This is a genomic window from Corynebacterium silvaticum (genome assembly GCF_002162115.2).
In the GTDB taxonomy this organism is placed as follows: domain Bacteria; phylum Actinomycetota; class Actinomycetes; order Mycobacteriales; family Mycobacteriaceae; genus Corynebacterium; species Corynebacterium silvaticum.
In genome coordinates, this window is sequence record NZ_CP021417.2 from 635,482 (window position 1) to 657,578 (window position 22,097).

Consider the following 22,097-nt stretch of genomic DNA (forward strand, 5'->3'; position numbering starts at 1 on the left):
ACCGCTAATCCCATTCGGTGTTGGTGCGCAGCGAGGCTAACAGCTTGCGCACCGCGATCACGCGCCGACCCGTGGGGGAATCTGCGTCAAATTGGTCGAGCGCACATTCCGGGTCGGCAGGAGGACCTGCGTGGGTGCATCCGCGCGGGCAGTGTTCAGTGGCTGCGGAAAGATCCTCAAAAACCCTGACCACTGCGTCTGCGTCGACATGCGCGAGGCCGAAGGACCGGATACCTGGGGTGTCTACGATCCAGCCGCCGTCGGGAAGCCGCAAAGCTACTGCCTGGGTTGATGTGTGGCGGCCTTTCCCAACCCCTGATACGCTGCCCGTTTCGCGGAAAGCATCGGGGACGAGTCGATTGACTAGCGTGGATTTGCCCACACCAGAGTGCCCGATGGTTGCGGTGACCGACTGGGTAACAAGCTCGTGAACTGGCGCGATCGGATCGTCGATACCGCAGATGACCACGGGAACATTCAAGTAGCTGAATTCTTCCGCGAACTCGGTGGGGTCTGCAAGATCAGACTTGGTCAAACAGAGAATCGGCTGAAGATTGCCCACAAAAGCAGCGACGAGCGCCCGCTCAACAAAACCGGCGCGCGGTGGCGGGTCGGCAACGGCGCACACTATAAGCAAGCGATGCGCATTAGCGACGACGATGCGCTCATAAGGATCAGTATCGTCTGCCGTGCGCCTCAGAACGCTGGTGCGTTCTTCCAACTTAACAATCCGTGCGAGTGAACCTGCCCTGCCAGAAGTATCGCCCACTACTCCTACGCGGTCGCCCACCTCCACAGCAGTACGGCCCATTTCTCGGGCTCGCATGCAGACAATGGGTTCTGCCGTGGGGTCGGCGGAATCCAACACCACACCCCATCTGCCGCGGTCTTTGGTCACAACCATGCCAAAAAGGGCATCGTCATGACTCGGGCGGTCTTTAGTCCTGGGGCGAGAACCTTTACTTGGCCTGACTCGTACGTCGGATTCATCCCAGCGATGAGCTGACGACCTTCGTGCCATTAGCTGCTCACCATCTCAGACCACATAGTGTCAAAATCCGGCAGTGTTTTTGCCGTCGTTGCGATGTCTTCTACGTGTATGCCCGGTACTGCGAGCCCGATAATCGCTCCTGCTGTGGCCATGCGGTGGTCAGCATATGAGTGCCAGGTTCCACCATGGAGAGGACGGGGAGTGATGCGGAGGCCGTCGGCAAGCTCCTCGCACTGTCCACCGATTCGGTTGATTTCATCGGATAGTGCTTTGAGCCGGTCAGTTTCATGGCCGCGAAGGTGCGCGATGCCCCTGAGCTCGGAAGGAGTCGCAGCTAAAGCGGCAAGTGCTGCGACCGTGGGGGTTAGCTCGCCGATGTCCGCCATATCGAGGCAGAGCCCGTGAAGTGCTCCGGAAGGACCTGTGACCTGAAGAGCCGGTGCACCTTCATAGGAAGTAAAGGCTATGTCGCAGCCCATGCGGCTCAGGATAGAGCGGATTGCATCTCCCGCCTGGGTGGTCTGCTGAGGCCATCCTGGAATGGTGACAGTGCCGCCTGTGACTGCTGCCGCGGCGAGGAATGGAGTGGCGTTGGAGAGATCTGGCTCGATATACCAGGTACGGCCAGCGATACGTCCCGGATGAACCGTCCACTGACTATCCACGGAGTCGTCGACCTGCACACCTGCGCTTCTGAGCATGTCCACGGTCATCTCGATGTGCGGGGCGCTGGGAAGTGTTTCGCCTATGTGCCGGACGGTGAGGCCGTCACGGTAACAAGGCGCGGCAAGGAGCAGCCCTGAGACAAACTGCGAAGAACTAGAGGCGTCGATCTCAACGACACCACCACTGGGCACACCCGTGGAAGAGACGCTAAAGGGGAGCGAGTCTCCATGGACATCCACACCGATTCCGCGCAGTGCATCCAGTATTTGGTTCATGGGACGGGTGCGTGCTTGAGGATCGCCGTCGAATTCCACTGTGCCTTGAGCAAGCGCAGCTAGGGGAGGAACAAAGCGCATGACGGTCCCGGCGAGGCCGCAGTCGATAGCGCCGCCGTGAAGGGGAACTGGGGCGACAATGAACGCGTCGGGGGCGTCGATACGCACATCCGTACCCAAAGCTTGCAGCGCGCGGGCCATTAAATCAGTGTCCCGGCTGCGTAATGCGCCTTTTATCTGCGAGGATGAGTCCGCTAGGGCTGCCAACACGAGGGCACGGTTGGTCATCGACTTAGAACCTGGGACTGTTACCACTGCCGATACCGGCCCCGTAACAGTCGGAGCATCCCACAAAACACACATTCCACCATCATAAGGCCATAATGAGGTATATGTGCGGTCGATTCGTATTGTGTACCACCGATGAACAGCTTTTGCAGGTGCCTGGCTTTGCCGTGGTGCATGCTCCCATGGGGTTGCCAGCACCCAGATACAACACTGCCCCGACTCACAAGATCGCGATCATAAGAACTGGGAACGCGCCGGGGGAGGCCGTGATAGAGCCCGCGCGATGGGGGTTGCTTCCGGGCTGGAAGCAGGACGATTCTGGGACCCCACTCTTTAACGCGCGCGCAGAAACAGTGACAGAAAAACCGAGTTTTCGCGCTGCTTTTGCTTCTCGACGCTGCCTCATCCCCCTGGACGGCTACTACGAGTGGCGCAACAAACAACCCTATTGGATTACCACCGGATCTGTAGTGTGGGCAGCTGGTCTCTGGGACACCGGGGCGCAACAACTATGGCCACGATGATTACTACGGACTCGCTCCCACCGTTAGACCGCGTACACCATCGAATGCCGCGTTTCTTGGCTGCAGATGAACTCATGGTGTGGTTGCAGGGCAGTCCAGACCAAGCTGCTAGCTTGCTGTCCCCGGGAGAGGTCAGCGCGTTTTCTCTTAGCCCCGCGGATAAAGCGGTGGGCAACATTAGAAACGATTATCCGGAGCTAATCGGCTTGGACGTCGACAAGCTGCCCATCGACGAGTGACACGAGCGATTCCGCGCTAAGTTCTACGTCCATACCGCGTCGTCCCGCGGACACAAAGATCGTGTCAAAGAGGATTGCGGTTTCATCGATAACGGTAGGCAACGCAGTTTTTTGTCCGATGGGGGAGATACCTCCGGGGATATACCCGGACGACTTTGAGGCGTCACGAGGATCTGCCATTGTTGCCTTGGATGCATCCAGAGCTGCAGCGACCTTCTTCAGACTTAAGTGGGAGGTAACGGGCACACACGCCACCGCCAACTGGCGCTTGGGTCCTTTCCCGGCGGTGAGATCAACGACCAGTGTCTTAAAGATGCGCTCGGGCTCCACCCCCAGAGCCGCTGCTGCATGATCCCCAAAATGTTCGGTCCCGCCTTCAAAACTGGAGACCTTATAGTCCACGCCGGATGAAGCCAGCACCGCCAGCGCGGGGGTTGCTGCCGAATGCTTCTTCTTACTCACGGGGTACCTCCTACTAGACTTGATAGTGTCCAATTCTAAGGAGATCAGTGGCAACGAAAACAACTGAGCTAGAGAAGCGCTTTGAAACCGAGGCCCTTCCGCTCCTCGATCAGCTCTATGGCGGTGCGCTGCGGATGACACGGAATCCCGCAGACGCCGAAGATTTGGTGCAAGAGACCTATATCAAGGCCTTTCAAGCGTTTGCTTCTTTTAAAGAGGGAACCAATCTCAAGGCATGGCTCTATCGAATCATGACGAACACCTATATCAACTCCTACCGCAAAAAGAAACGCCAGCCGGTGCAATCCTCTGCGGAAGATGTGACTGACTATCAGCTCCTAGCTACTGCTTCGCATGACTCCACAGGATTGGAATCCGCTGAGGTGGAGGCGCTGAAAAACCTTCCTAACCAGCGCATTGCGCAAGCGATGAATGAATTGAGCGAAGACTACCGGATGGTGGTCTATTACGCAGACGTGGAAGGCCTTGCTTATAAAGAGATCGCCGACATTATGGAGACTCCCCTCGGCACCGTCATGAGCCGATTGCATCGGGGAAGAAAACAACTCAGAGAAGCGTTGAAAGACGTGGCACGTGACCACGGAATTGGCATGAGCGAAACTGCGTCTGCGAATGAAGCCTCGGCGGCTTCTGACAGTTCTGGAACCATGGATAGAGCCGCTGGGAATCATAAAGTTGGAAAGGCGAAGGCATAATGTCGGAAAAGGACTCGCTCGATTGCGGCTGTAACTGTGAGGATCTGCACGTACACATGTATGCGCTTTTAGACCGGGAACTCACCGAGGTTGAATGCGCGCGGCTTAATGCACATATCGCTCAATGTCCGGAATGCGCGGAAATGATTGCGGCGGAGGAAAGCTTAAGGCGGCTGCTCAAGAAGTGCTGCTGCGGACCAGCGCCCGCGAGTTTGCGGGAAAGAATTTCCTATTCCATCCAGATCGAGCGGACTACCATTATTACTCAACGCGAGCAGTAGTTACTGTTTTGATCAAGAGCAAAGGGCGCTCACCTTAAGGTGAGCGCCCTTGACTAGTAAGAGACCGTAACTTTAAGAGTTGGGTCGTTTACCGTGGTTTGCTTTGTTCTTACGGCGATCCTTGCGCTTACGTCCACGCTTGCTCATGTGGTGCTCCTTCGCTAGCTAATTGTGAATAACAGAAGACCACTTTAGTAGGTGGCCGTAGGTCTCAGGAAATCGATGGATTAGAGAGAGATACGAGCGCGTCCACGTCCGCGGTTTTTCCGACGCTTGAGTGCACGACGCTCGTCTTCGCTCATGCCGCCCCAGACACCGGCGTCCTGGCCGGTGTCTAACGCCCATGCGAGGCACTGAGATGTGACAGGACAACGGTTGCACACAACCTTAGCTGCTGCTACCTGAGCTAGCGCTGGGCCGGAATTGCCTACGGGGAAGAAGAGCTCGGGGTCTTCGTCGCGACAAATGGCTTCGTGGCGCCAATCCATGGTGATCTCCTAACGTGCTACAAGTGTAAGAACAACGGGGCGCAAAGAAAACCCACTATAAAGCTGGCGGTAAAAATAGGGACACGTCTTTTATGCAAGCCATGGGGGCGTGGCTGCTCAAGCCTCAATGGGGACGTGTGGTTCCTTCGCGGTAACCCGAAGTATTGGCGAATGCGTTGCTCGCTCGCCTGAGGTACCTGCAAATAATGACATGTCCGCTCACGCTTGGCTAGGGGTTAAGGGCAAAATGTGCACAGGATCACACTTTAATTTCAATTGTGGACGTGTCTCATTTCTGGATTCTTGCAACTTTGCAGACGTCTGACGTGTCTTCTGCCTGCAGTTTTTATGTTTTTTGTGGGAGTGTGGGGGAATGGTCCGCGTCAAATTGGGGTGGTTGACAGTTATTGGGTGTTGACTGGCTAAATCTGAACGAAGGCTAAGTGCAATGCTTTGCGCGGGAATGTTTTCTGTGTGCCAGGAGTGATTTGTTAATTTAGCAAAGTGCTCCTTTGCTAAAAGAGTGAAGTAGTGCAGGCTTCCTATCGGTGCGGGGGATCGGGGTCCCTGGGGAGAAACTGATGATTTGAACACGGTGTTGGGCTACACTCAATCGCCGTGAACATGAACACCCATTTCCCTCCACGTCTAGTTCTCTACGCTGGTTGGGTTGCCGCCATTCAGTCCCTCATCGGAATTGCCTACGCGATCCTTCTTATTGTACGGGAAGCTGCAGGCTACAACGATGCGTCGATCGTCTATGAGTCTGACAATGCGCGTACATGGGCAGGGTATGGGACTGCGGTGTTCTTTATCATCGTCTTTGGGGCTGTTTTGGTCGGGGCGATCATGATGAACCGGGGTAAACGATGGGGGCGGGGTCCTGTGATTATGCTCCAAATTTTACTGCTGCCCATTGCGTATTACATGTTCAACGGTGGCGCGTTTATCTTCTCCGGGGTAACAGGTTTGACCGCGATTGTGGCTTTGGTCATGCTCTTTAGCCCGCGCGCAGTAGATTGGGCTGCACGTAATTATTAAAAAATAAAGATAAGTGTGGTGCCGGCAAGCGGAAAACTTGCCGGCACCACACTTATATGAGACCTGCTACTGCTGTGCGAGGATGTTTGCTACGTACTTGTGCCCGCGGTCGTTGAGATGGAAGGGGAGATTCGTGTGGCCTGCGGTGGCGTCGATAATGCCTGACCACATGCGTTGATTATCGGGAGCGCACATGTGGTTGTGCTTGGTTGGTCCTTTGAGATCGACAAACTCGGCTCCGGAGGCTGCCGCTGCGTCTCGGCCCATGTCCTGGGCGAGCTGCTCAAGATGGGCAATCTCTGGTGCGAATGTGCGGTCATGAAGATTGTTGCCAACGTGGAATAAACATACGGCGCTGTTATCTGTAATTTGCGGGTAGCCGATGAGCTGAATGCGGGCATGAGGCGCTAGCTTGCGGATTCGTGCAACATCATGCCTGATCTTTGCGGCAAACTCATGGCGGATGTGTTCATCGGTGCGACCGCGCACGAGTTGTGAATAAGTATCGTTAAACCCTAGTGAGATGAATACTCGCTTAGTATTTTTGTTGAGTGTTTGTTGGGCCTCAGCCTGGTCGATCTGGAGTGATACTGAACGCCGGCTAGCGGAGAAAAGTGACTTATTGCCAAGTGCTACGGCACCGGGGCAGGAGTAATTATCTGCCCGAAGATTGAGCCGTTCGGCGGCCATAATTCCAAAGCTATGGGGAGACGTGGGGCACTCTCCTCGCTCGGTAGCGGGCGGTGTTGTGGGGATTTTTAACCATGTGGCGCCGTAGCGGATAAGATCCGGGTTGGCTACAACGGAATCCCCAAAAATGACTGCGTTGTGGATGGGGGCACGTGCATACGCTGGAGCGATGGCGGCGGGAAGTGTCGCGATGAGTGAAAGAATCGCCGCCCCGGCTTTGAACAGTCTGTGTCTCATTTCACCAGTATACAAAATTTCTATCAGTATCCTTTTAGGATAAAAGAGGTTTTCTGGTTTTGGATGTGAGGGATGCGAGAAGAGGGAAATCTCTATAAAATCGCCTTAGCTTAACGCTAATCCGACGAGGTGATCGCCTCGCTTTTCCACGATATGGCTGCCCGCGAGCCCGAGGGAAACCGTACCGATGTGTGTCCCTCGATCAACGTCAAAGACAGATTCGGTCTCCCCGGTATCCCAGTTAATTACTGCGATTCCATTGAACACGGGTACGTAAAGCTTGTTGTTAATGGCAACGCCCGTACCAAGAACATTATCGATGACATGCTCAACATGCAGGGATGATGGGTTGAACAGATAAAGGCGTTCACCATCAAACCAGGTGATGTGATGCGGGAGATCTGCCACGGAAGGCCCGTGGTCCCACGCAGAGTCACCGACTGGCGGAACCTCGATAGAGGCAGTGCGCTCTCCGCTGTTGTTAAAGGAATCGATGCGGGGGTGCGGCGAACCTACAAAAACAGCTGCGGACTCTTGGCTGATGGCAATGATGCGTGCATCTTCACCAGAAATACGAATATCGTGGGTAATCTCCGGGACACGAGAGTCTTCCGGAACTGTTTTCTGAAACCGCAGCCACCAGGATTTCTCACATTTTTCGGTTACTCCCAACAAAGATTTTCGGGAAAGCGCTGAGGAGATTTCGCAGTCCTCATGCGGTTGTTGGTTCGCCTCTTGTTTGATGGGGACGTCACCGTATTCCACAGTACGCACAAGGTCGGAACGCCAAAGCTCCACCCGCTCAGAAGACACGGTGCCCACGTTGTCATTGGAGGAAATCGGAACCACAGCATCGCTAGCGCTGGCGCTTCTCGTTGCTTTATACGTTCCAGACGCTGCGTCGAGAGAGACAACATCGCCGCAGCCTCGCCCGGTATGGAAAGTCAAAACGACACTGGACCAGGCTTGACCTAATGAACATAACGGCTCTGTGCGAGCGTATGACCATACTGGAGTGCCCGTCGTGGGATCGATGGCGTTGACACTGTGCCCGTCGTAAGACATGGCTAAGCCTGCCGCGATAATGGGTTTGGTGGTTAATTGATCGGCGGACGTTTCCCATTGCTGGGTTAATGAATGCACAGGAACTGGCGGAACCGCTGGAGTCCTTAGGGGCTGTTCAGCAGGGGAATACGTGACATTGTTAATCGGGGCAGTAGCCCAGACAACACTCACACCGGTAATACTGATCCCCGCAATAATCGTGGCAGCGATCAGGTCCTTCCGCGTCTTGCGCAAACTTTTAGTCATCGTCGGCGGTGCCTTTGGGTTGCTGATGCGGCATCGTTGGAGCGCTGGCTGCCCGAGCGCCTGCTAGGTGCGGTGCTTCGGCTACTTCCTGCGACCTTAAGCGGCTGACCGACTGTTTCCCCGGCGGTTTCGGGGATCGAGAGGGCGTCGAAAAGCTCTGGGGAAGTGGAGAACCATTGTGGCGGGGTGGGGTTGTCCAGCCCCAATTCATCGCTAATGAGCTTCCACTTGGTGAGCTCGTCGTATCCCACGAGGGTAATTGCTGTGCCGGTATGTCCAGCGCGCCCTGTCCTACCAATGCGGTGTACATACGTCATGGGGTCATCAGGGGTCTGATAATTGATCACGTGGGTGACATCGTCGATGTCAAGACCGCGCGCAGCAACATCGGTGGCAACCAAGATGTCTACGCGGCCATCGCGGAACATACCCAACGATAATTCGCGTGCCGCCTGGCCTAAGTCGCCGTGCACACCTGCCACTCGGAAACCTCGACCAGCAAGGTCCTCTGCAAGTTCTGCCGCAGTGCGCTTGGTACGTGTGAAAATAATGGTTTTCCCGCGGTCTTTTGCCTGGAGCGCACGCGCGGTAATCGCGCTCTTATCCATCCTGTGGGCCTGGAAAACCACCTGCTCGATGGACGCATGAGTTTGGGATGCGTTGACTTCCTCCGCCCGAATATGGAGTGGGCGTGACATAAAAGTCCTGGCGAGAGTAAGCACGGGTCCCGGCATTGTCGCAGAAAATAAGAGAGTCTGATGCTGGTGCGTCAGTGCTCCCAGCAGCTTCTCAATATCAGGGAAAAACCCTAAGTCCAGCATCTCGTCGGCCTCATCAAGCACAAGGACGGCCACGTGATCGAGGATTAGGGGGCCTTGCTGGTGTAGATCAATAAGCCGGCCGGGGGTTCCCACTACAACGTCAACGCCATTATCTAGAGCATGAATTTGCTCTTCATAGGGTCGTCCGCCGTATACCGTGGCCACCCTCACTGGGGTGTGGCGTGCTGCCCGTTCTAAGTCTTCGCCTACCTGTTGCGCCAGTTCCCTAGTAGGCACGACGACGAGCGCACGTGGGGTCCCGTCGAGCTCAGCGACGTCCGCTGCGTCGAAGACTCTGTCCAAAAGTGGAACACCAAAACCGAGTGTTTTGCCCATTCCGGTGCGTGCCTGGCCGATGATGTCTCGGCCGTCGAGAGCTATAGGAAGCGTAAGCTCCTGAATTGCAAACGTCTGTGTGATTCCTTGTTCAGAAAGCGCGTCGACGATCTCAGCAGCGACACCTAATTCGGCGAACGTGGGTTTATGAGTAGAAACTGACACCCCTCCGATACTAACGGGAATGCGCAGAAAGAGGCCAAGGAGGTCCTCATACTGGGTGAAGTGTGAGGAGAAGAACGTTCTGCAAGAGACTAAACCGGCAGGATACAGCGATTGCCTCCACATTCACCGTGAAGCAACACTCAACAGGTATGCTTGGGGAGCTATTTAGGCACCGTTGAGATTTTGGTATTTACTAGTGCAAGGAAGCACGGAAATTCGTGTTCCAGGCACAAGAGCCAACGTAAAAACGGCAGGACCATCAGAACAATAATTTTTAGGAGCGAAGATGGACATTAAAATCGGGTTCTCTGATTCGCCACGCGAGCTCGTCGTCTCTAGCCGTGAGACCCAAGACGAGGTTGTGGCACGCGTATCTGAGGCATTAGCTAACGACGCCGGTCTTTTGACGCTTACCGACGAGAACGGCAACCGTTATTTGGTACGTAACTCTCGAATCTCCTATGTAGAGGTCGGGACCTCAAACACCCGCACCGTAGGTTTCTCTGGAGCCTAGAGTTGAGCACCCCACACGAGGAAAGCTTTTTTGTCCGATTCGCTCGCGATTACGGATGGAGAGCATATGCCATTCCCGTACTCGCCGTAATCACCGTGTGGGTACTTGTCGACGTTTTCGTAGTGCACCCCAGCGACGAAAAAACATTCGAAAACCCAGTTTCCGAGGCCACCACCCAGACATCGGAAACAGGACAGCCACCTCTCAAAGGCCCCAATCCAGCAGATCAAGAGCAGCCTAAGATTGCTGCAGTTGAGTTGCCTCCAGGAGCCGAGTTCACGCAAAAGGGCGAGGGAACGTATCGAGTAGTCGGCACCCCAGGCGCGAAAGCTGGGCAAGGAAAAGAAAAAAAGTTCACCTACGTTGTTGAGGTCGAAAACGGCATTAAATCGGAGACCTTTGGCGGTGACGATGCCTTTGCCGCGATGGTTGACGCGACGCTGACCAATCCTAAGAGCTGGGCGCACGATGAAAAATTCGCGTTTGAGCACATAGCGAATACCCCGGATGCCCATCCGGATCTCAGAATCCAGCTCTCGTCGGTGGACACCACTCATGGGCTGTGTGGACACAATATTGCTATGGAAACCAGCTGTTTTTATTCCGACGGCAACCGCGTAGTGATTAATGAGTCTCGGTGGATCCGGGGTGCAACTCCTTTCCAGGGAGACCTAGGCGCATACCGGCAGTACCTCATCAACCATGAGGTGGGTCATGGCATCGGGTACGCCTCGCATGAACCATGCGGGGGAAACGGCCAACTGGCCCCCATTATGATGCAGCAGACATTAAGCCTGTCCAACACAGAACTATCCAAGATAGACGCTACGGAAGTGTACAAAGACGACGGCGCAGTGTGTGCCGCAAACCCTTGGCCTTACCCCTTTGGTTAAGAGTTATTCCCTATAACGCCCTCGTCGGCCCGGCATTCTATTAGGCTACAACTCATGGATTTCACGGCTCTTCCCCCTCACGTCCGCAATGTGTTTCACGCGCCGGATGAACCCGCTCGCGCCATAGGCGCAGCGTGGGATTACGGTTGGAAAGTCGGATCAGTGGTTTTTTCACAGGTCGCACACCCCGTGCGCGCGGCCTGGTCCTCTCGGATTAGAGAAAAACTGCAGCCAGAGGGCGTGCGGATTGTTCGCCCGATCAAATCTACCGACGGTAGATTCATCAACGCAGGATGGCGGGCATCGAGTTTTGCGCCGGGGATACTGACCCGACGTGTCGACGAAACCGTGGCAGCCGCATTACGCCTAGACCTGGCACTGAGCACCGTGGATGTGCCTGCTTCCTTCAAAGACGTGGATGCCACAGACATTTTTTCCATTGCAGACCATATAGCGTGGCATGCCTCTCCGACGTCGGCGATTGATCTGAAAGATTCAATCCCGCGCCACCTAACGGCCATCAACATCATGCCCAAAGTCGAACTGTTGTTACGCGACATAGACGCTCCGAACCAGGTTGTTCATGCTGACATGTTTGCCACGACGCTGTACGCCGGCGTGCAGGCACCCACCGTGACAGACGTGATGGGGGTAGCTCGTCCCTATGGTTATACGGCTGCACTCAGCATTATCGACGCCCTCAGCGTCGGCGCAGTAGACGAGGGCATTATTGGACGCTTTTCCCATGTTCCCCACCTTGACCAGCTACTCTTACGCGCGTTGGCGTATCGCACAGCAGTACATGCGCTTCATCCAGATGCCACATCGAATACAGGAACGAACTTAGAGTGGGTAGCCAAGGCCGTGATGTCAAGGGTATCTGTCACACTATGAGGCATGAACCTCTCAGCGACCTCGGAAACACCTTTGGCACCGGAAGCGGCGGCTACCTCGGGTTATCCGAATTCTCAACGAGCAGCTTTTAGGCAGCCACCTGCGCCGCAGGTACGCATCGTTTCTGCGCAGCATCATGTAGAGACACACGACTGGGACAATGATCTCTTTAAGAACCAAACCGGTATATGGCGCTTACTAGGTCCTGCCGGTTCGGGCGTGTCTACGCTGATCATGGATACTGTCGCAGAGCGTCTGCGCCGCGGAGTAGATCCCTCAAGCATTCTTGTCATTGCAGCATCAAAGGAAAGCGCTACTCGGTTGCGCGCCGGGATTGCCGCGCGTCTTTCGGGAGAGTCCTATACAGCGGCTACCACGATGGTGCGCTCTGTGCACTCGCTTGCTTTTGCCTTGCTCCGAAGCCTAAGTGGAGAAGAACTGAGGCTTATTACAGGTGCCGAGCAAGACGCGGTGATTCGGGAGCTATTACAAGGACACAGCGAGGACCCAGAAGCAGCCCACATCTGGCCACAAGAGACGCGTGATGCGCTAGGCCTTGTTGGCTTTGCTCGTGGTCTCCGAGATTTTCTCTTACGCGCAGTCGAACGAGGACTGAGCCCAGAAGACCTGGAAAGACTAGGGAAGACATATCGTCGGCCGATGTGGAGCGCCGCCGGGTCTTTCCTGCGGGAATATGAACAAACGATGGCCCTTGGCGGAGCGAAGAGTCTGAGTGCTTCTGAACTCGTGAGCACTGTGCTTGAGTATCAGATCCCGGATCAAGGGTGGAAGACAATCATCGTTGATGATGCCCAGCACCTTGACCCTAAATCCGCGCAACTTATGAGCGAGCTGTTACGCTACGCAGAATTTGGCATCATCGGTGGAGACCCAGAGCAATCGGTGTTTCATTTTCGTGGTGCAACCCCAGAGTTTCTGACTACGTATCCTGCAGATCATCAGCTGGTCTTGGAAACGACGCGGCGGCTACCTGAGACTACGGCGCGGATTGTTGAAAACCAAGGGCAACACTTTGAATACATTGCAGACACAATCCGTAGGGCTCATCTGATTGATGAGGTTCCGTGGGATGAGATTGCAGTGATCGTGCGTTCTACGGGGCTGGTCGCGCCTGTTCGGCGGGCGCTTCTGGCCGCAGGGGTTCCCGTGCAGGTTGATCCAACGGACATCATCTTGAGCGAGCAGCGCATTGTTTCCTCAATGATTCTTGCCGTGAGAGCGATATACGGGGAGCTCAACAACCGTGACATGGAAGACCTCCTTCTAGGACCCATTGGTGGCGCAGACTCTGTGACTCTGCGTCGGCTTTATCGTGGACTGCGTAAAGTCGAGATGAGACGCGGCGGTAGCCGGCGTGCCATAGAACTGTTAAAAATCCTCATAAGCCCCCGCCCTTCAGAAGAACAGGCTGCCCTAGCCGGGGAAGCTGAGGCGGTTCTTTCTGAAAGAGAACTGCAGATTCTGGAAAGAATCAGAAACGTGCTGTCGCGGGGTGCTCAACCCGGTAGCGTCGAAGAAATCCTGTGGGCGATCTGGCATGAGACCGGTTTGGCCAATCACCTTCAAGCAGTAAGTCTAAGAGGCGGTGCCGCAGGTTCGCAGGCGGATCGTGATCTTGATGCTGCGATGGCACTTTTTGACGCTGCGGGTGACTGGGTGGAACGACGCCCCACGGCAGGCATCGTGTCCTTTATGCGCCACATAGCGGAACAAGAGTTGCCCACAGGTGTGCGCGACCGCCGGCAAGTCCGCACACAGGCGGTACAGCTTCTTACAGCTCATGCGGCGCTCGGGCAGCAATGGCATACGGTGATAGTCGCGGGAGTGCAAGAGGGGAGTTGGCCTTCTCTTGGTGAAACCGGGACGCTCTTTGGTCAGGAAGAGCTGACGGATCTCGTTGATTCAGGCATCGACCCTAATACCATCGTCATGCGTTCTAAAGAGCGTCTGGACGAGGAACGCCGCCTCTTTCACGTGGCTAAGAGTCGGGCCACGCAGCGTCTTTATATCACCGCTGTAGAAGCACCTGAAGCTAACGACGTAGCCGAGCCATCGCGTTTTATGAACGAGCTTGATCCTTCTTGCTTCCAGCAACACGTGCAGGAGAGTGAAGCGTCGTACGCTGATCTTTCTGTACCTTTGGCACCTGAAGACACAGGCTTGGAAGACTATATTCGGCTCTTGAGCGTTCCGGCAATGGTGGCGGAGTTGCGTCGAGAAGTCCGCAACAGTGACTCGCCGCAGCGGCGTCGAGACCAAGCTGCTCGTCAGCTAGCACGGCTGGCAGCGGCAGGAGTTCCGGGGGCCCATCCTGAAGAATGGTGGGGTGAAGGAGGCCCCTCTACGGAGCAACCATTAGACCAACGGTCTATTTCTCCTTCCCTGATAGAGAAGGGCCTGGCGTGCCCTTTGCGTGCCCGACTCGATGCTGTTGTCGAGGAAGAAGAGACGCCATTCCAGATGCTCAAAGGTTCTTTGGCGCATGCATACGCGGAAGCACTAGCCCGGGGAGTGGACTCGGAGACAGCGAAGAAACTCACCACTGAGGCCTTCCTCCAGCTGCTTAATGCCCCTGCGTGGCGGCAAGAATCGGAAGAGACCGCGTGGACACACATAATTGAGCGGCTAGAAAAATGGATAACGGAATCTGCAGCCAAGTATGAGCTGGTGGGGGTGGAAACCTTAGTGAATACGCGGATTGCAGAAGGCATCACTATCAGAGGCCGCATAGACAGATTAGAGCGTACGAGCGACGGCGCTTATCGAATCATCGACTATAAGACGGGATCCAACGTCCCAAGCGCAAAGGACGTCTCAAATCACAAGCAATTGACGGCATACCAGCTCGCATTGAGCAACGGAAAGCTTAGCGATAATGGCGATGTGATCAGCGGAAGCGGTGAAGAATCGCTGAAAGTCGATCAAGCGGTACTGGTGTACCCAGGCTCGAAAACAAAGACGATCAGCACCCGCGAGCAGGCGACAAAAACCGCAGAGGAACTGCAGGAATTTGCAGACTTGTTGCCGCCGCTGGTCCAGAGCCTGACTGGCCCCAGCCTTGTAGCAATTGTTAACGATGGGTGCTCACAGTGCTCGATAAAAAATATATGCCCAGCGCAGCCCGAAGGAAGGATGACCCCGGCATGATAGATCCGATTGAACTATCGCGGTTACTCAAGCAGAAATTCCCTCCTACGCCTCAGCAAGCGGCAGTCATCGGTGCTGAACTCGGACCTATGTTGGTGGTAGCTGGTGCGGGTGCTGGTAAGACGGAAACCATGGCTGCTCGCGTGGTATGGCTGGTGGCCAATAACATGGTGGACCCCGATCGCATTCTGGGGCTGACCTTTACCAGGAAAGCTGCCCAGCAACTCTCTCAACGTATCCGAGGCAGGCTTGAACAACTTGCAGGTATGGATGCGCTGAAAGACATTGATCCAAGCGGGGAGCTGTCTCATAAGTTAGAGGCTATCGCCCCAACGGTCTCCACATACGATTCCTATGCCGGCAGTTTGATCAGCGAATATGGTTTGCTCTTGCCCGTGGAGCCCTCCTCACGGTTAATCACAGAGACTGAGCTTTTCCAGATCGCCTATGACATCGTTATCAACTATTCAGGAGCCCTAGACGCGCAGACCCAACCGGTGAGCGCGACGGAAAAGCTCTTGTCCTTGGTGTCTGACATGGACAACCATATCGTTTCGCCGCAGGACATTGTGGAAGAGACGGACGCATTTTTATCGGTGCTGGATGACGTGGAGGCGGCGTCGAAACGCGGGTTGAACCAGACCCTTGTCGGATGGAAACAACGGCAGATAATCCGCAAGCAAATGTTGCCCATGGTTGCGATGCTCAAGCAACACCTAGCCCAGAATAATCTCATGACCTTCGGGGAGCAGATGTCGCTTGCGGCTAGGCTCGCTGAGGAAAACCCGCAGGTGGGAGCTTCCCAACGAGATCGGTATTCCGTGGTGATGCTGGATGAATACCAGGACACCGGACACGCACAGCGGGTATTGTTGCGCAGTCTCTTCAGCGGCGCTGCAGTCACCGCAGTGGGTGACCCGATGCAGTCGATCTACGGGTGGCGTGGAGCTACTTCTGCCAATCTTGAGCGCTTCAGGGAGGACTTTGCTTTAGGCGATGACCTCGCTCAAAAGCGCGAGCTAACAGTGAGCTTCCGTAATCCTCCCGAGGTTCTTCAGTTGGCCAATGAGGTATCCAGGGAAGTCCTTGGTGCCCCGGATAATCCTCGTCGAACGGTACAGCCGCTCTCTTCCCGTGAAGGGGCTCCGCACGGGGAGGTGACCCTGGGATTTTTCCCTAGTGCGGAAAGAGAGCGAGAATTTATAGCCGACGAGTTGGCGGAGGCTTATAAGAACCGGGGCGAGAACTTTACCGCCGCTGTATTGGTCCGAAAAAAACGGCACTCTGCCCCCATAGCGTTAGAGCTGCAATCGCGGGGTGTTCCCGTGGAAATTGTTGGTTTAGCTGGGCTTATCGACGTCCCCGAGGTGGCCGACATGATCGCAGTTGCGGCGATGCTCATCCGGCCCCAAGACACACAATCTGCGCTGCGCATTTTAGCCGGTCCGCACGTGGGTCTGGGAGCAGCAGATATTCTGGCTCTGGCTAATCGTGCGGCTAACCTCGCGGGACGCGGAAAAGACGATAGAGAAGAGAAAAAGACTGATCCACTTGAGCGTCTGGAACAGATAATCGCCGAAACCCTTCCTAAGGCACCGGAAGCAGTTGTGGGACTGGCAGAGGCCGTCGCTGACCTTGACGCGCCTCGGGAAGAAGGCGGCTCAACTCGTTATAGCGATGAGGGACTGCGGAGGCTGCGCTTGCTGGCATCCGAGCTGAGGTATCTGCGTACCCACAGTTTGGGGCATTCGTTGCCGGATCTTTTTGCAGACATCGAGCGAGTATTCGGAATTCGCACCGAGGTGCTACAACGAGAAGATCCATATGCCGACGGGGCCCCTGGGACTGCGCATCTTGATCGCTTTGCTGAGGTTGTCTCGGATTTTGCTCGGGTTCCCCATGCCACGCTGAGCCAGTTTTTGGATTACCTTGAGCTCAGTAGAAGCCATGAGGATGGCTTAGAACCAGGAGAGGTGCAGGTTCGTTCTGACCGTGTTCAGATTCTTACTGTGCATAAAGCGAAAGGCCTGGAGTGGCAGATCGTGAGCGTTGCGCATGCAGACTCCAGCACCTATAAGACAAGAACGTCGACGTGGCTGAGTAACGAGTCCGCCGTGCCATCGGCGCTTCGCGGGGATGCACGAGAAGACGACTCTTTGGTGGGAGCTCCCGTTTGGTATATCGATTCCCCAGAATCCCCAGCTGACCTGAAAAAGCAGGGAGACGCCCACATAGCAGAATTTCGAGCTATGGAGGAGGAAGAGAATGCGCGCTTATTCTACGTGGCTTTGACCCGCGCGGAGCAGCGCGTTCTGGTTACTGCGTCGACTGATACCACCAAAGCTTCACCTCCGGGGCCTTACACACATCTTGATATGTTGCGCACTAAAGTGCCGGACTCCGTTGTGGAGTGGTTTGACGGTGATACCGATGATGCCCTCGAGCCGCCTCTTCCAGAAACCGGGGTTTTCCCGCAAGAGCTGCGGCCCGAGGGTGCAGATGCGGTTAAGAAAGCCATGGTGGAGCTTCCTGAGTTGATAAAAGACGGCGATCTTTTTGAGCGATGGGAACAAGAGGTCACCGCGCTTATCGAGGAACATCAGCAGCTGAGCACTCCGATTGTGCCTGTGGAATTAGGGCTTGAGCTTACGGCCTCAGACATTGTGAATCTTTCGCAGGATCCCCAAGCTTTTGCTAGACGACGCCGGCGGCCAGTTCCTTTCAAACCCAATAGCTATGCCAAGCGTGGAACCGCTTTCCACCAGTGGCTTGAAGACCGTTTTGGTTCCACGGCTCTGTTGGATGCCGATGAACTTCCTGGTATCGATGATGCCCTGGATGGAACAGAATTGGAGACCCTGAAAAACCGATTTTTGGACAGCGAGTGGGCGGACCGAACTCCTGAATATGTGGAGCATCCGTTTGAAGTGTCTATCGGTGAGCACATAGTCCGAGGTCGGATGGATGCTGTGTTTAAGAACACGGATGGACAATGGATTGTTGTTGACTGGAAGACAGGACAGCCTCCGACAGAAGCCGCGGAGCGTCGTTCTGTATCGCTGCAGCTGGCAGTGTATCGATTAGCGTGGGCTCGATTGCAGGGCGTTGATCCGTCAGAGGTACAAGCGCTGTTCCATTATGTGGGGCGCAATTTTAGCTATCAACCCAGTGAGCTTCCGGATGAGGCGTCGTTAGCTCACATGCTTACGTTGAACATGTAATCTTGATGAGCACTTTGAGAAGAACCTAGGAGCATAATGCCGTTGACCAACCGCGATGCGGGTCGATACCTCGGGGATGAGGAACTCACCGAGTTGCCAGAGCATACCCTGCTCAACGTTATTCGTATCCCCGGAAACCCGTTGATCAGCCCAGTGCGGTTGATTGCTCGGCGTTTTGGCTATGCGTTGGTGCTGATTCTCCTTGTGGCCTTGATTGTTTACTTTGACAAAGGCGGCTACAGCGAGCATCTGACTTTCATTGACGCTCTTTATTATTCGGCGGTTTCCTTGTCCACCACCGGTTATGGCGACATCACGCCGGTGACTCAGGGGGCTCGTCTTCTCAACATCATCATTATCACTCCGCTTCGGTTGACATTCGTTATCCTCTTGGTCGGCACGACGTTGTCGGTGCTCACAGAGGAATCGCGCCGAGCATGGAAAATCCAGCGCTGGAGGAAACGCATGCGAAACCACACCGTGGTCATTGGATATGGAACTAAAGGACGTTCGGCAGTTTCTGCACTGCTGGCGGACGGTGTGTCTCCTAAAGAGATCGTTGTGGTGGATACCGATCCGGTAGCGCTGGAGACTGCGAATACCGCGGGGCTTGTGACGGTTAATGGTTCTGCCACTAAATCAGAGGTGCTCAAACTTGCCGGTGTGCCCAAGGCGAAGGCCGTCGTGGTAGCACCCAATATCGACGATACCGCGGTGCTCGTGACGCTTTCTGTGCGAGAGCTGGCACCAAGCGCATGGGTTGTGGCTAGTGTGCGGGAATCCGAGAATCAGCACCTCTTAGAGCAATCCGGCGCAGACTCAGTGGTGATTTCTTCTGAGACCGCAGGCCGCATGCTTGGTTTGGCCACGGTGACGCCTTCGGTGGTGGAGATGATGGAAGATCTGTTGTCCCCAGATGAGGGTTTTTCCGTTGCGGAACGCCCGGTGGGAGAAGATGAGGTGGGCGCTAATCCTCGGCACTTGGCAGATATTGTCCTTGGCGTTGTGCGCTCTGGTGAGCTCTATCGGATCGATTCTCCAGAGGCGGAGACCGTGGAACCTGGCGATCGTCTGCTCTATATCCGACGAGTTTTTAGTGAGGATGTTTCAGATTAAGAAGTGCCTGCTGGTTGATCTCGCTGGACGGGTTCCTGTCCATAAGGGTAATCCAGTGCTGTCTTCTCCTCGTCCGGATACACCTGCCTTTCACGTGACGGATCAGCTGCTAGTGCAACGAGTCGCCCCTGACGTGGTGGACTCGATAACAGGCACAGCAGCGCGGCTTCATATCCCATGGGTAGCAACGGCTCTCGCTGTTCTACGCAACCGCGAATTAATGGTGTATGACCCAGCGTCTGGGAAACGACTGGAATATAGCACGCCCACCATTGGCCGGACGCCCGATGGAAAAGAGGTATTTCCCCGCATTGATCCGGCGGTGATTGGCCTGATTACGTCAGAGTCTGATGAGTATGTGCTTGTAGGGGAGAACGCTCACCGCCGCGGGTATTTCTCCTTGATCGCCGGATACCTGGGAATGGGGGAGACGTTTGAACAAGCGCTGACCCGAGAAGCGTGGGAAGAAACTGGAAGACGTATCTCTCATATTTCCTATGTAAAGAGCCAATCGTGGCCTTATAGTGGGGCCATTATGGTGGGGATGACAGCACGGACAACGGATATGGATGCTGTGGTACAACCCGATGGTGAGCTCACAGAAATTCGCTGGGTAACACGTAAAGATATTGTTCGAGGCACCATCCAGCTTCCAGCTCCGGGCAGTATTGCGCATGACATGATGTGGGATTGGGTAAAGAAAAACGATGATTGATCTCAACGATCTGGACAGCGATCAAAGGGCCGCCGCTAGTGCTCCTCGCGGGCCAGTAGCCATTCTTGCGGGTGCTGGAACGGGTAAGACTCGAACGATTACCTATCGGATCGCCAACCTCATTGATCGCGGCATGGCTAGTCCTAACCGCGTGCTTGCGGTGACGTTTACACGTCGCGCTGCCGGGGAAATGCGGCACCGGCTAGGAGTCATGGGAGTGGGGGGAGTGCAGGCGCAGACGTTTCACTCAGCTGCGATGCGTCAGTTGTCGTATTTTTGGCCGCAAGTGGCAGGGAATCTGCCGTGGAAATTGCTGGATAACAAGTTTCCGCTTGTCGGCAAGGCTGCGCGCTCGGTGGGAATAGAAACGACTACGGAAAACGTGAGAGATCTTCTAGGCGAGATCGAGTGGGCAAAGGCTACGTTGATAACGCCTGATCGTTATGTGGCGCATGTGAAGGATCGTAAGATTCCTGCAGCCGCAGATAAAATCGCTGAGGTATACCGCAGATATGAGCAGGCTAAAACAACAAGTGAGGGCATGCTCCTAGACTTCGATGACCTGTTATTGCACACGGCGGGAGCCATTGAGAACTCGACTGCGATTGCAGAGGAATTTCGGGAGCAATATCGCACTTTTGTAGTCGATGAATACCAGGACGTTACGCCGCTGCAGCAACGAGTGCTTGATGCTTGGCTGGGGGAGCGCGATGACATCACCGTGGTGGGAGACGCTAACCAGACCATTTACTCTTTTACGGGAGCGACTCCTAATTATCTTTTGGGGTTTTCGCGTAAGTACCCTCACGCAACGGTGGTCAAGCTACAGCGAGATTATAGGTCGACCCCCCAGGTAACAGACCTCGCCAATACGGTGATTGGGAAAGCACGGGGCCGAGTGGCTGGTACTCGATTAACGTTGGAGGGAATGCGCCCGCCTGGCCCGGAGCCAGAATTTTGCACTTTCGACGATGAACCCGCTGAGGCACGCGCCGTAGCGAGCAGGATTAAAGAGCTCCTGAGCAAGGGAGTCGCAGCCTCGGAAATCGCGGTGCTTTATCGAATTAACGCGCAGTCGGCGGCTTTTGAACAAGCTCTTGCGGATGCCGGGATTGTTTACCAGGTGCGCGGTGGCGGTGAGTTCTTCCAGCGCGCGGAGATTCGTCAAGCAATGTCTCAGCTGGTTCGTGTCGCACAGCGCGCAGGAACGGAGTCGATCCACGGTTCTGCCCTGGAGACCTTGGTGCGCTCGGCGCTAGCCCCTGTGGGATTAACCCCGGAAGAGCCGGAAGGTACTCAGGCTCGCGAACGGTGGCAGTCCCTAGAAGCGCTTGCGGAGCTCACCGTGGAATTGACGCACGCTACGCCGGATCTGGACATCCAGGGGCTCCTGGAACAACTCAATCAGCGTGCCAGCGCAAAGCATCCTCCGACGATGCAAGGAGTGACATTAGCGTCTTTACATGCGGCTAAGGGCTTGGAGTGGGATGCGGTGTTCCTTGTAGGGCTTGTCGACGGCACCCTCCCGATCACCCACGCCATCAAAGGGGGAGACTCTCACATTGAAGAGGAACGCAGGCTTTTCTACGTCGGCGTCACCCGCGCCCGGGAGCACCTTGTGTGCTCGTGGTCAAGAGCTCGGCAGGAAGGAGGCCGTGCGACTCGGAAGAGAAGCCGATTCTTTGACGGCATCGTGGCAGAGCCTATCGACGTCGCCGTCCCGCCACGTGCCAAGCACTCACAGCGCTGTCGCGTGTGCGGTTCGCCCCTGGGTTCCCCCTCAGAAATTGTGATGAGAAGATGCGCCGATTGCCCGTCGGGCGTTGACGAGGAGGTGTTTGAGACTCTGAAAGCGTGGCGTCTGGACATGGCCAAAGAAGACGGTGTGCCTGCCTACATAGTCTTCACAGACGCGACCCTGCACGCCATTGCCGAGGCCTGCCCAACGACCACAGATGACCTACTAAAAATTTCCGGTATTGGTCAGATGAAAGCGGAGAAGTACGGCAGTAGCTTGCTGGAAACTTTGGCTCAATTTCGCTGAT

Annotated in this window: 19 protein-coding genes and 1 pseudogene; 12 read left to right on the forward strand and 8 right to left on the reverse strand. The window is 55.3% G+C overall.

Annotated features, from left to right (window positions below):
• Positions 1-4 precede the first annotated feature (4 nt).
• Positions 5-1,021: a ribosome small subunit-dependent GTPase A gene (gene rsgA / locus CBE74_RS15435; RefSeq protein WP_087453509.1), complete on the reverse strand. Its 1,017-nt coding sequence runs from the start codon at positions 1,019-1,021 to the stop codon at positions 5-7.
• Positions 1,021-2,295, reverse strand: coding sequence for a 3-phosphoshikimate 1-carboxyvinyltransferase (aroA, locus tag CBE74_RS15440; protein ID WP_087453510.1), 1,275 nt, complete (start codon positions 2,293-2,295; stop codon positions 1,021-1,023). Before aroA ends, rsgA begins: the two co-directional genes overlap by 1 nt.
• 20 nt (positions 2,296-2,315) lie before the next feature.
• On the opposite strand from aroA, the pseudogene CBE74_RS15445 reads away from it, so the two are divergent.
• Positions 2,316-2,983 (forward strand): annotated as a pseudogene (locus CBE74_RS15445) (SOS response-associated peptidase).
• On the opposite strand, the gene ybaK reads toward CBE74_RS15445, so the two are convergent.
• Positions 2,942-3,445, reverse strand: coding sequence for a Cys-tRNA(Pro) deacylase (ybaK, locus tag CBE74_RS15450; protein WP_087453511.1), 504 nt, complete (start codon positions 3,443-3,445; stop codon positions 2,942-2,944). The pseudogene CBE74_RS15445 and the gene ybaK overlap by 42 nt on opposite strands.
• 47 nt (positions 3,446-3,492) lie before the next feature.
• Here ybaK and CBE74_RS15455 point away from each other — a divergent pair, with 47 nt between their 5' ends.
• Both CBE74_RS15455 and rsrA read left to right on the forward strand, forming a co-directional pair.
• The gene (locus CBE74_RS15455; protein ID WP_087453512.1) at positions 3,493-4,161 is read left to right on the forward strand and encodes a sigma-70 family RNA polymerase sigma factor; all 669 of its coding nucleotides are present in this window, start codon (positions 3,493-3,495) and stop codon (positions 4,159-4,161) included.
• Positions 4,161-4,442, forward strand: coding sequence for a mycothiol system anti-sigma-R factor (gene rsrA / locus CBE74_RS15460; RefSeq protein ID WP_087453513.1), 282 nt, complete (start codon positions 4,161-4,163; stop codon positions 4,440-4,442). The genes CBE74_RS15455 and rsrA overlap by 1 nt, the downstream gene beginning before the upstream one ends.
• A 72-nt stretch (positions 4,443-4,514) precedes the next feature.
• On the opposite strand, the gene CBE74_RS24740 is transcribed toward rsrA, so the two are convergent.
• Entirely contained in the window at positions 4,515-4,589 is a 75-nt protein-coding gene (locus tag CBE74_RS24740) for a 50S ribosomal protein bL37 (protein WP_014300525.1), read from the reverse strand.
• A gap of 80 nt (positions 4,590-4,669) precedes the next feature.
• Complete coding sequence (locus tag CBE74_RS15465; RefSeq protein ID WP_087453514.1) at positions 4,670-4,930, reverse strand: WhiB family transcriptional regulator; 261 nt, start codon at positions 4,928-4,930, stop codon at positions 4,670-4,672.
• A 618-nt stretch (positions 4,931-5,548) separates the two neighbouring features.
• Here CBE74_RS15465 and CBE74_RS15470 point away from each other — a divergent pair.
• Positions 5,549-5,971, forward strand: coding sequence for a hypothetical protein (locus CBE74_RS15470; protein WP_087453515.1), 423 nt, complete (start codon positions 5,549-5,551; stop codon positions 5,969-5,971).
• A gap of 66 nt (positions 5,972-6,037) precedes the next feature.
• Here CBE74_RS15470 and CBE74_RS15475 read toward each other — a convergent pair whose 3' ends face one another.
• The 3 genes from CBE74_RS15475 to CBE74_RS15485 all read right to left on the reverse strand — a co-directional run bounded on the left by CBE74_RS15475 (position 6,038) and on the right by CBE74_RS15485 (position 9,531).
• Positions 6,038-6,898, reverse strand: a complete 861-nt coding sequence (locus CBE74_RS15475; RefSeq protein WP_087453516.1) for a GDSL-type esterase/lipase family protein — start codon at positions 6,896-6,898, stop codon at positions 6,038-6,040.
• Between the two features lie 105 nt (positions 6,899-7,003).
• Complete coding sequence (locus CBE74_RS15480) at positions 7,004-8,209, reverse strand: Rv3212 family protein (RefSeq protein ID WP_087453517.1); 1,206 nt, start codon at positions 8,207-8,209, stop codon at positions 7,004-7,006.
• Complete coding sequence (locus CBE74_RS15485; RefSeq protein WP_087453518.1) at positions 8,206-9,531, reverse strand: DEAD/DEAH box helicase; 1,326 nt, start codon at positions 9,529-9,531, stop codon at positions 8,206-8,208. Before CBE74_RS15485 ends, CBE74_RS15480 begins: the two co-directional genes overlap by 4 nt.
• A 286-nt stretch (positions 9,532-9,817) precedes the next feature.
• On the opposite strand from CBE74_RS15485, the gene CBE74_RS15490 reads away from it, so the two are divergent.
• From CBE74_RS15490 to CBE74_RS15525, 8 genes are read left to right on the forward strand one after another with little or no spacing between them, the layout of a single operon-like run.
• The gene (locus tag CBE74_RS15490) at positions 9,818-10,045 is read left to right on the forward strand and encodes a DUF3107 domain-containing protein (protein ID WP_087453519.1); all 228 of its coding nucleotides are present in this window, start codon (positions 9,818-9,820) and stop codon (positions 10,043-10,045) included.
• Positions 10,046-10,047: 2 nt separating this feature from the next.
• Entirely contained in the window at positions 10,048-10,938 is an 891-nt protein-coding gene (locus tag CBE74_RS15495) for a DUF3152 domain-containing protein (protein WP_087453520.1), read from the forward strand.
• Between the two features lie 54 nt (positions 10,939-10,992).
• Positions 10,993-11,832, forward strand: a complete 840-nt coding sequence (locus CBE74_RS15500) for a TIGR02569 family protein (RefSeq protein WP_087453521.1) — start codon at positions 10,993-10,995, stop codon at positions 11,830-11,832.
• A gap of 3 nt (positions 11,833-11,835) precedes the next feature.
• Positions 11,836-15,000 (forward strand): ATP-dependent helicase, encoded by a 3,165-nt coding sequence (locus CBE74_RS15505; RefSeq protein WP_087453522.1) that lies wholly within the window; start codon positions 11,836-11,838, stop codon positions 14,998-15,000.
• Complete coding sequence (locus CBE74_RS15510; RefSeq protein ID WP_087453523.1) at positions 14,997-18,221, forward strand: ATP-dependent helicase; 3,225 nt, start codon at positions 14,997-14,999, stop codon at positions 18,219-18,221. Before CBE74_RS15505 ends, CBE74_RS15510 begins: the two co-directional genes overlap by 4 nt.
• Before the next feature lie 36 nt (positions 18,222-18,257).
• Complete coding sequence (locus CBE74_RS15515; RefSeq protein ID WP_013910978.1) at positions 18,258-19,337, forward strand: potassium channel family protein; 1,080 nt, start codon at positions 18,258-18,260, stop codon at positions 19,335-19,337.
• A gap of 55 nt (positions 19,338-19,392) precedes the next feature.
• Positions 19,393-20,052, forward strand: a complete 660-nt coding sequence (locus tag CBE74_RS15520; protein ID WP_087454844.1) for an NAD(+) diphosphatase — start codon at positions 19,393-19,395, stop codon at positions 20,050-20,052.
• Entirely contained in the window at positions 20,045-22,096 is a 2,052-nt protein-coding gene (locus tag CBE74_RS15525; protein ID WP_087453524.1) for an ATP-dependent DNA helicase UvrD2, read from the forward strand. The genes CBE74_RS15520 and CBE74_RS15525 overlap by 8 nt, the downstream gene beginning before the upstream one ends.
• Position 22,097: the final 1 nt, after the last annotated feature.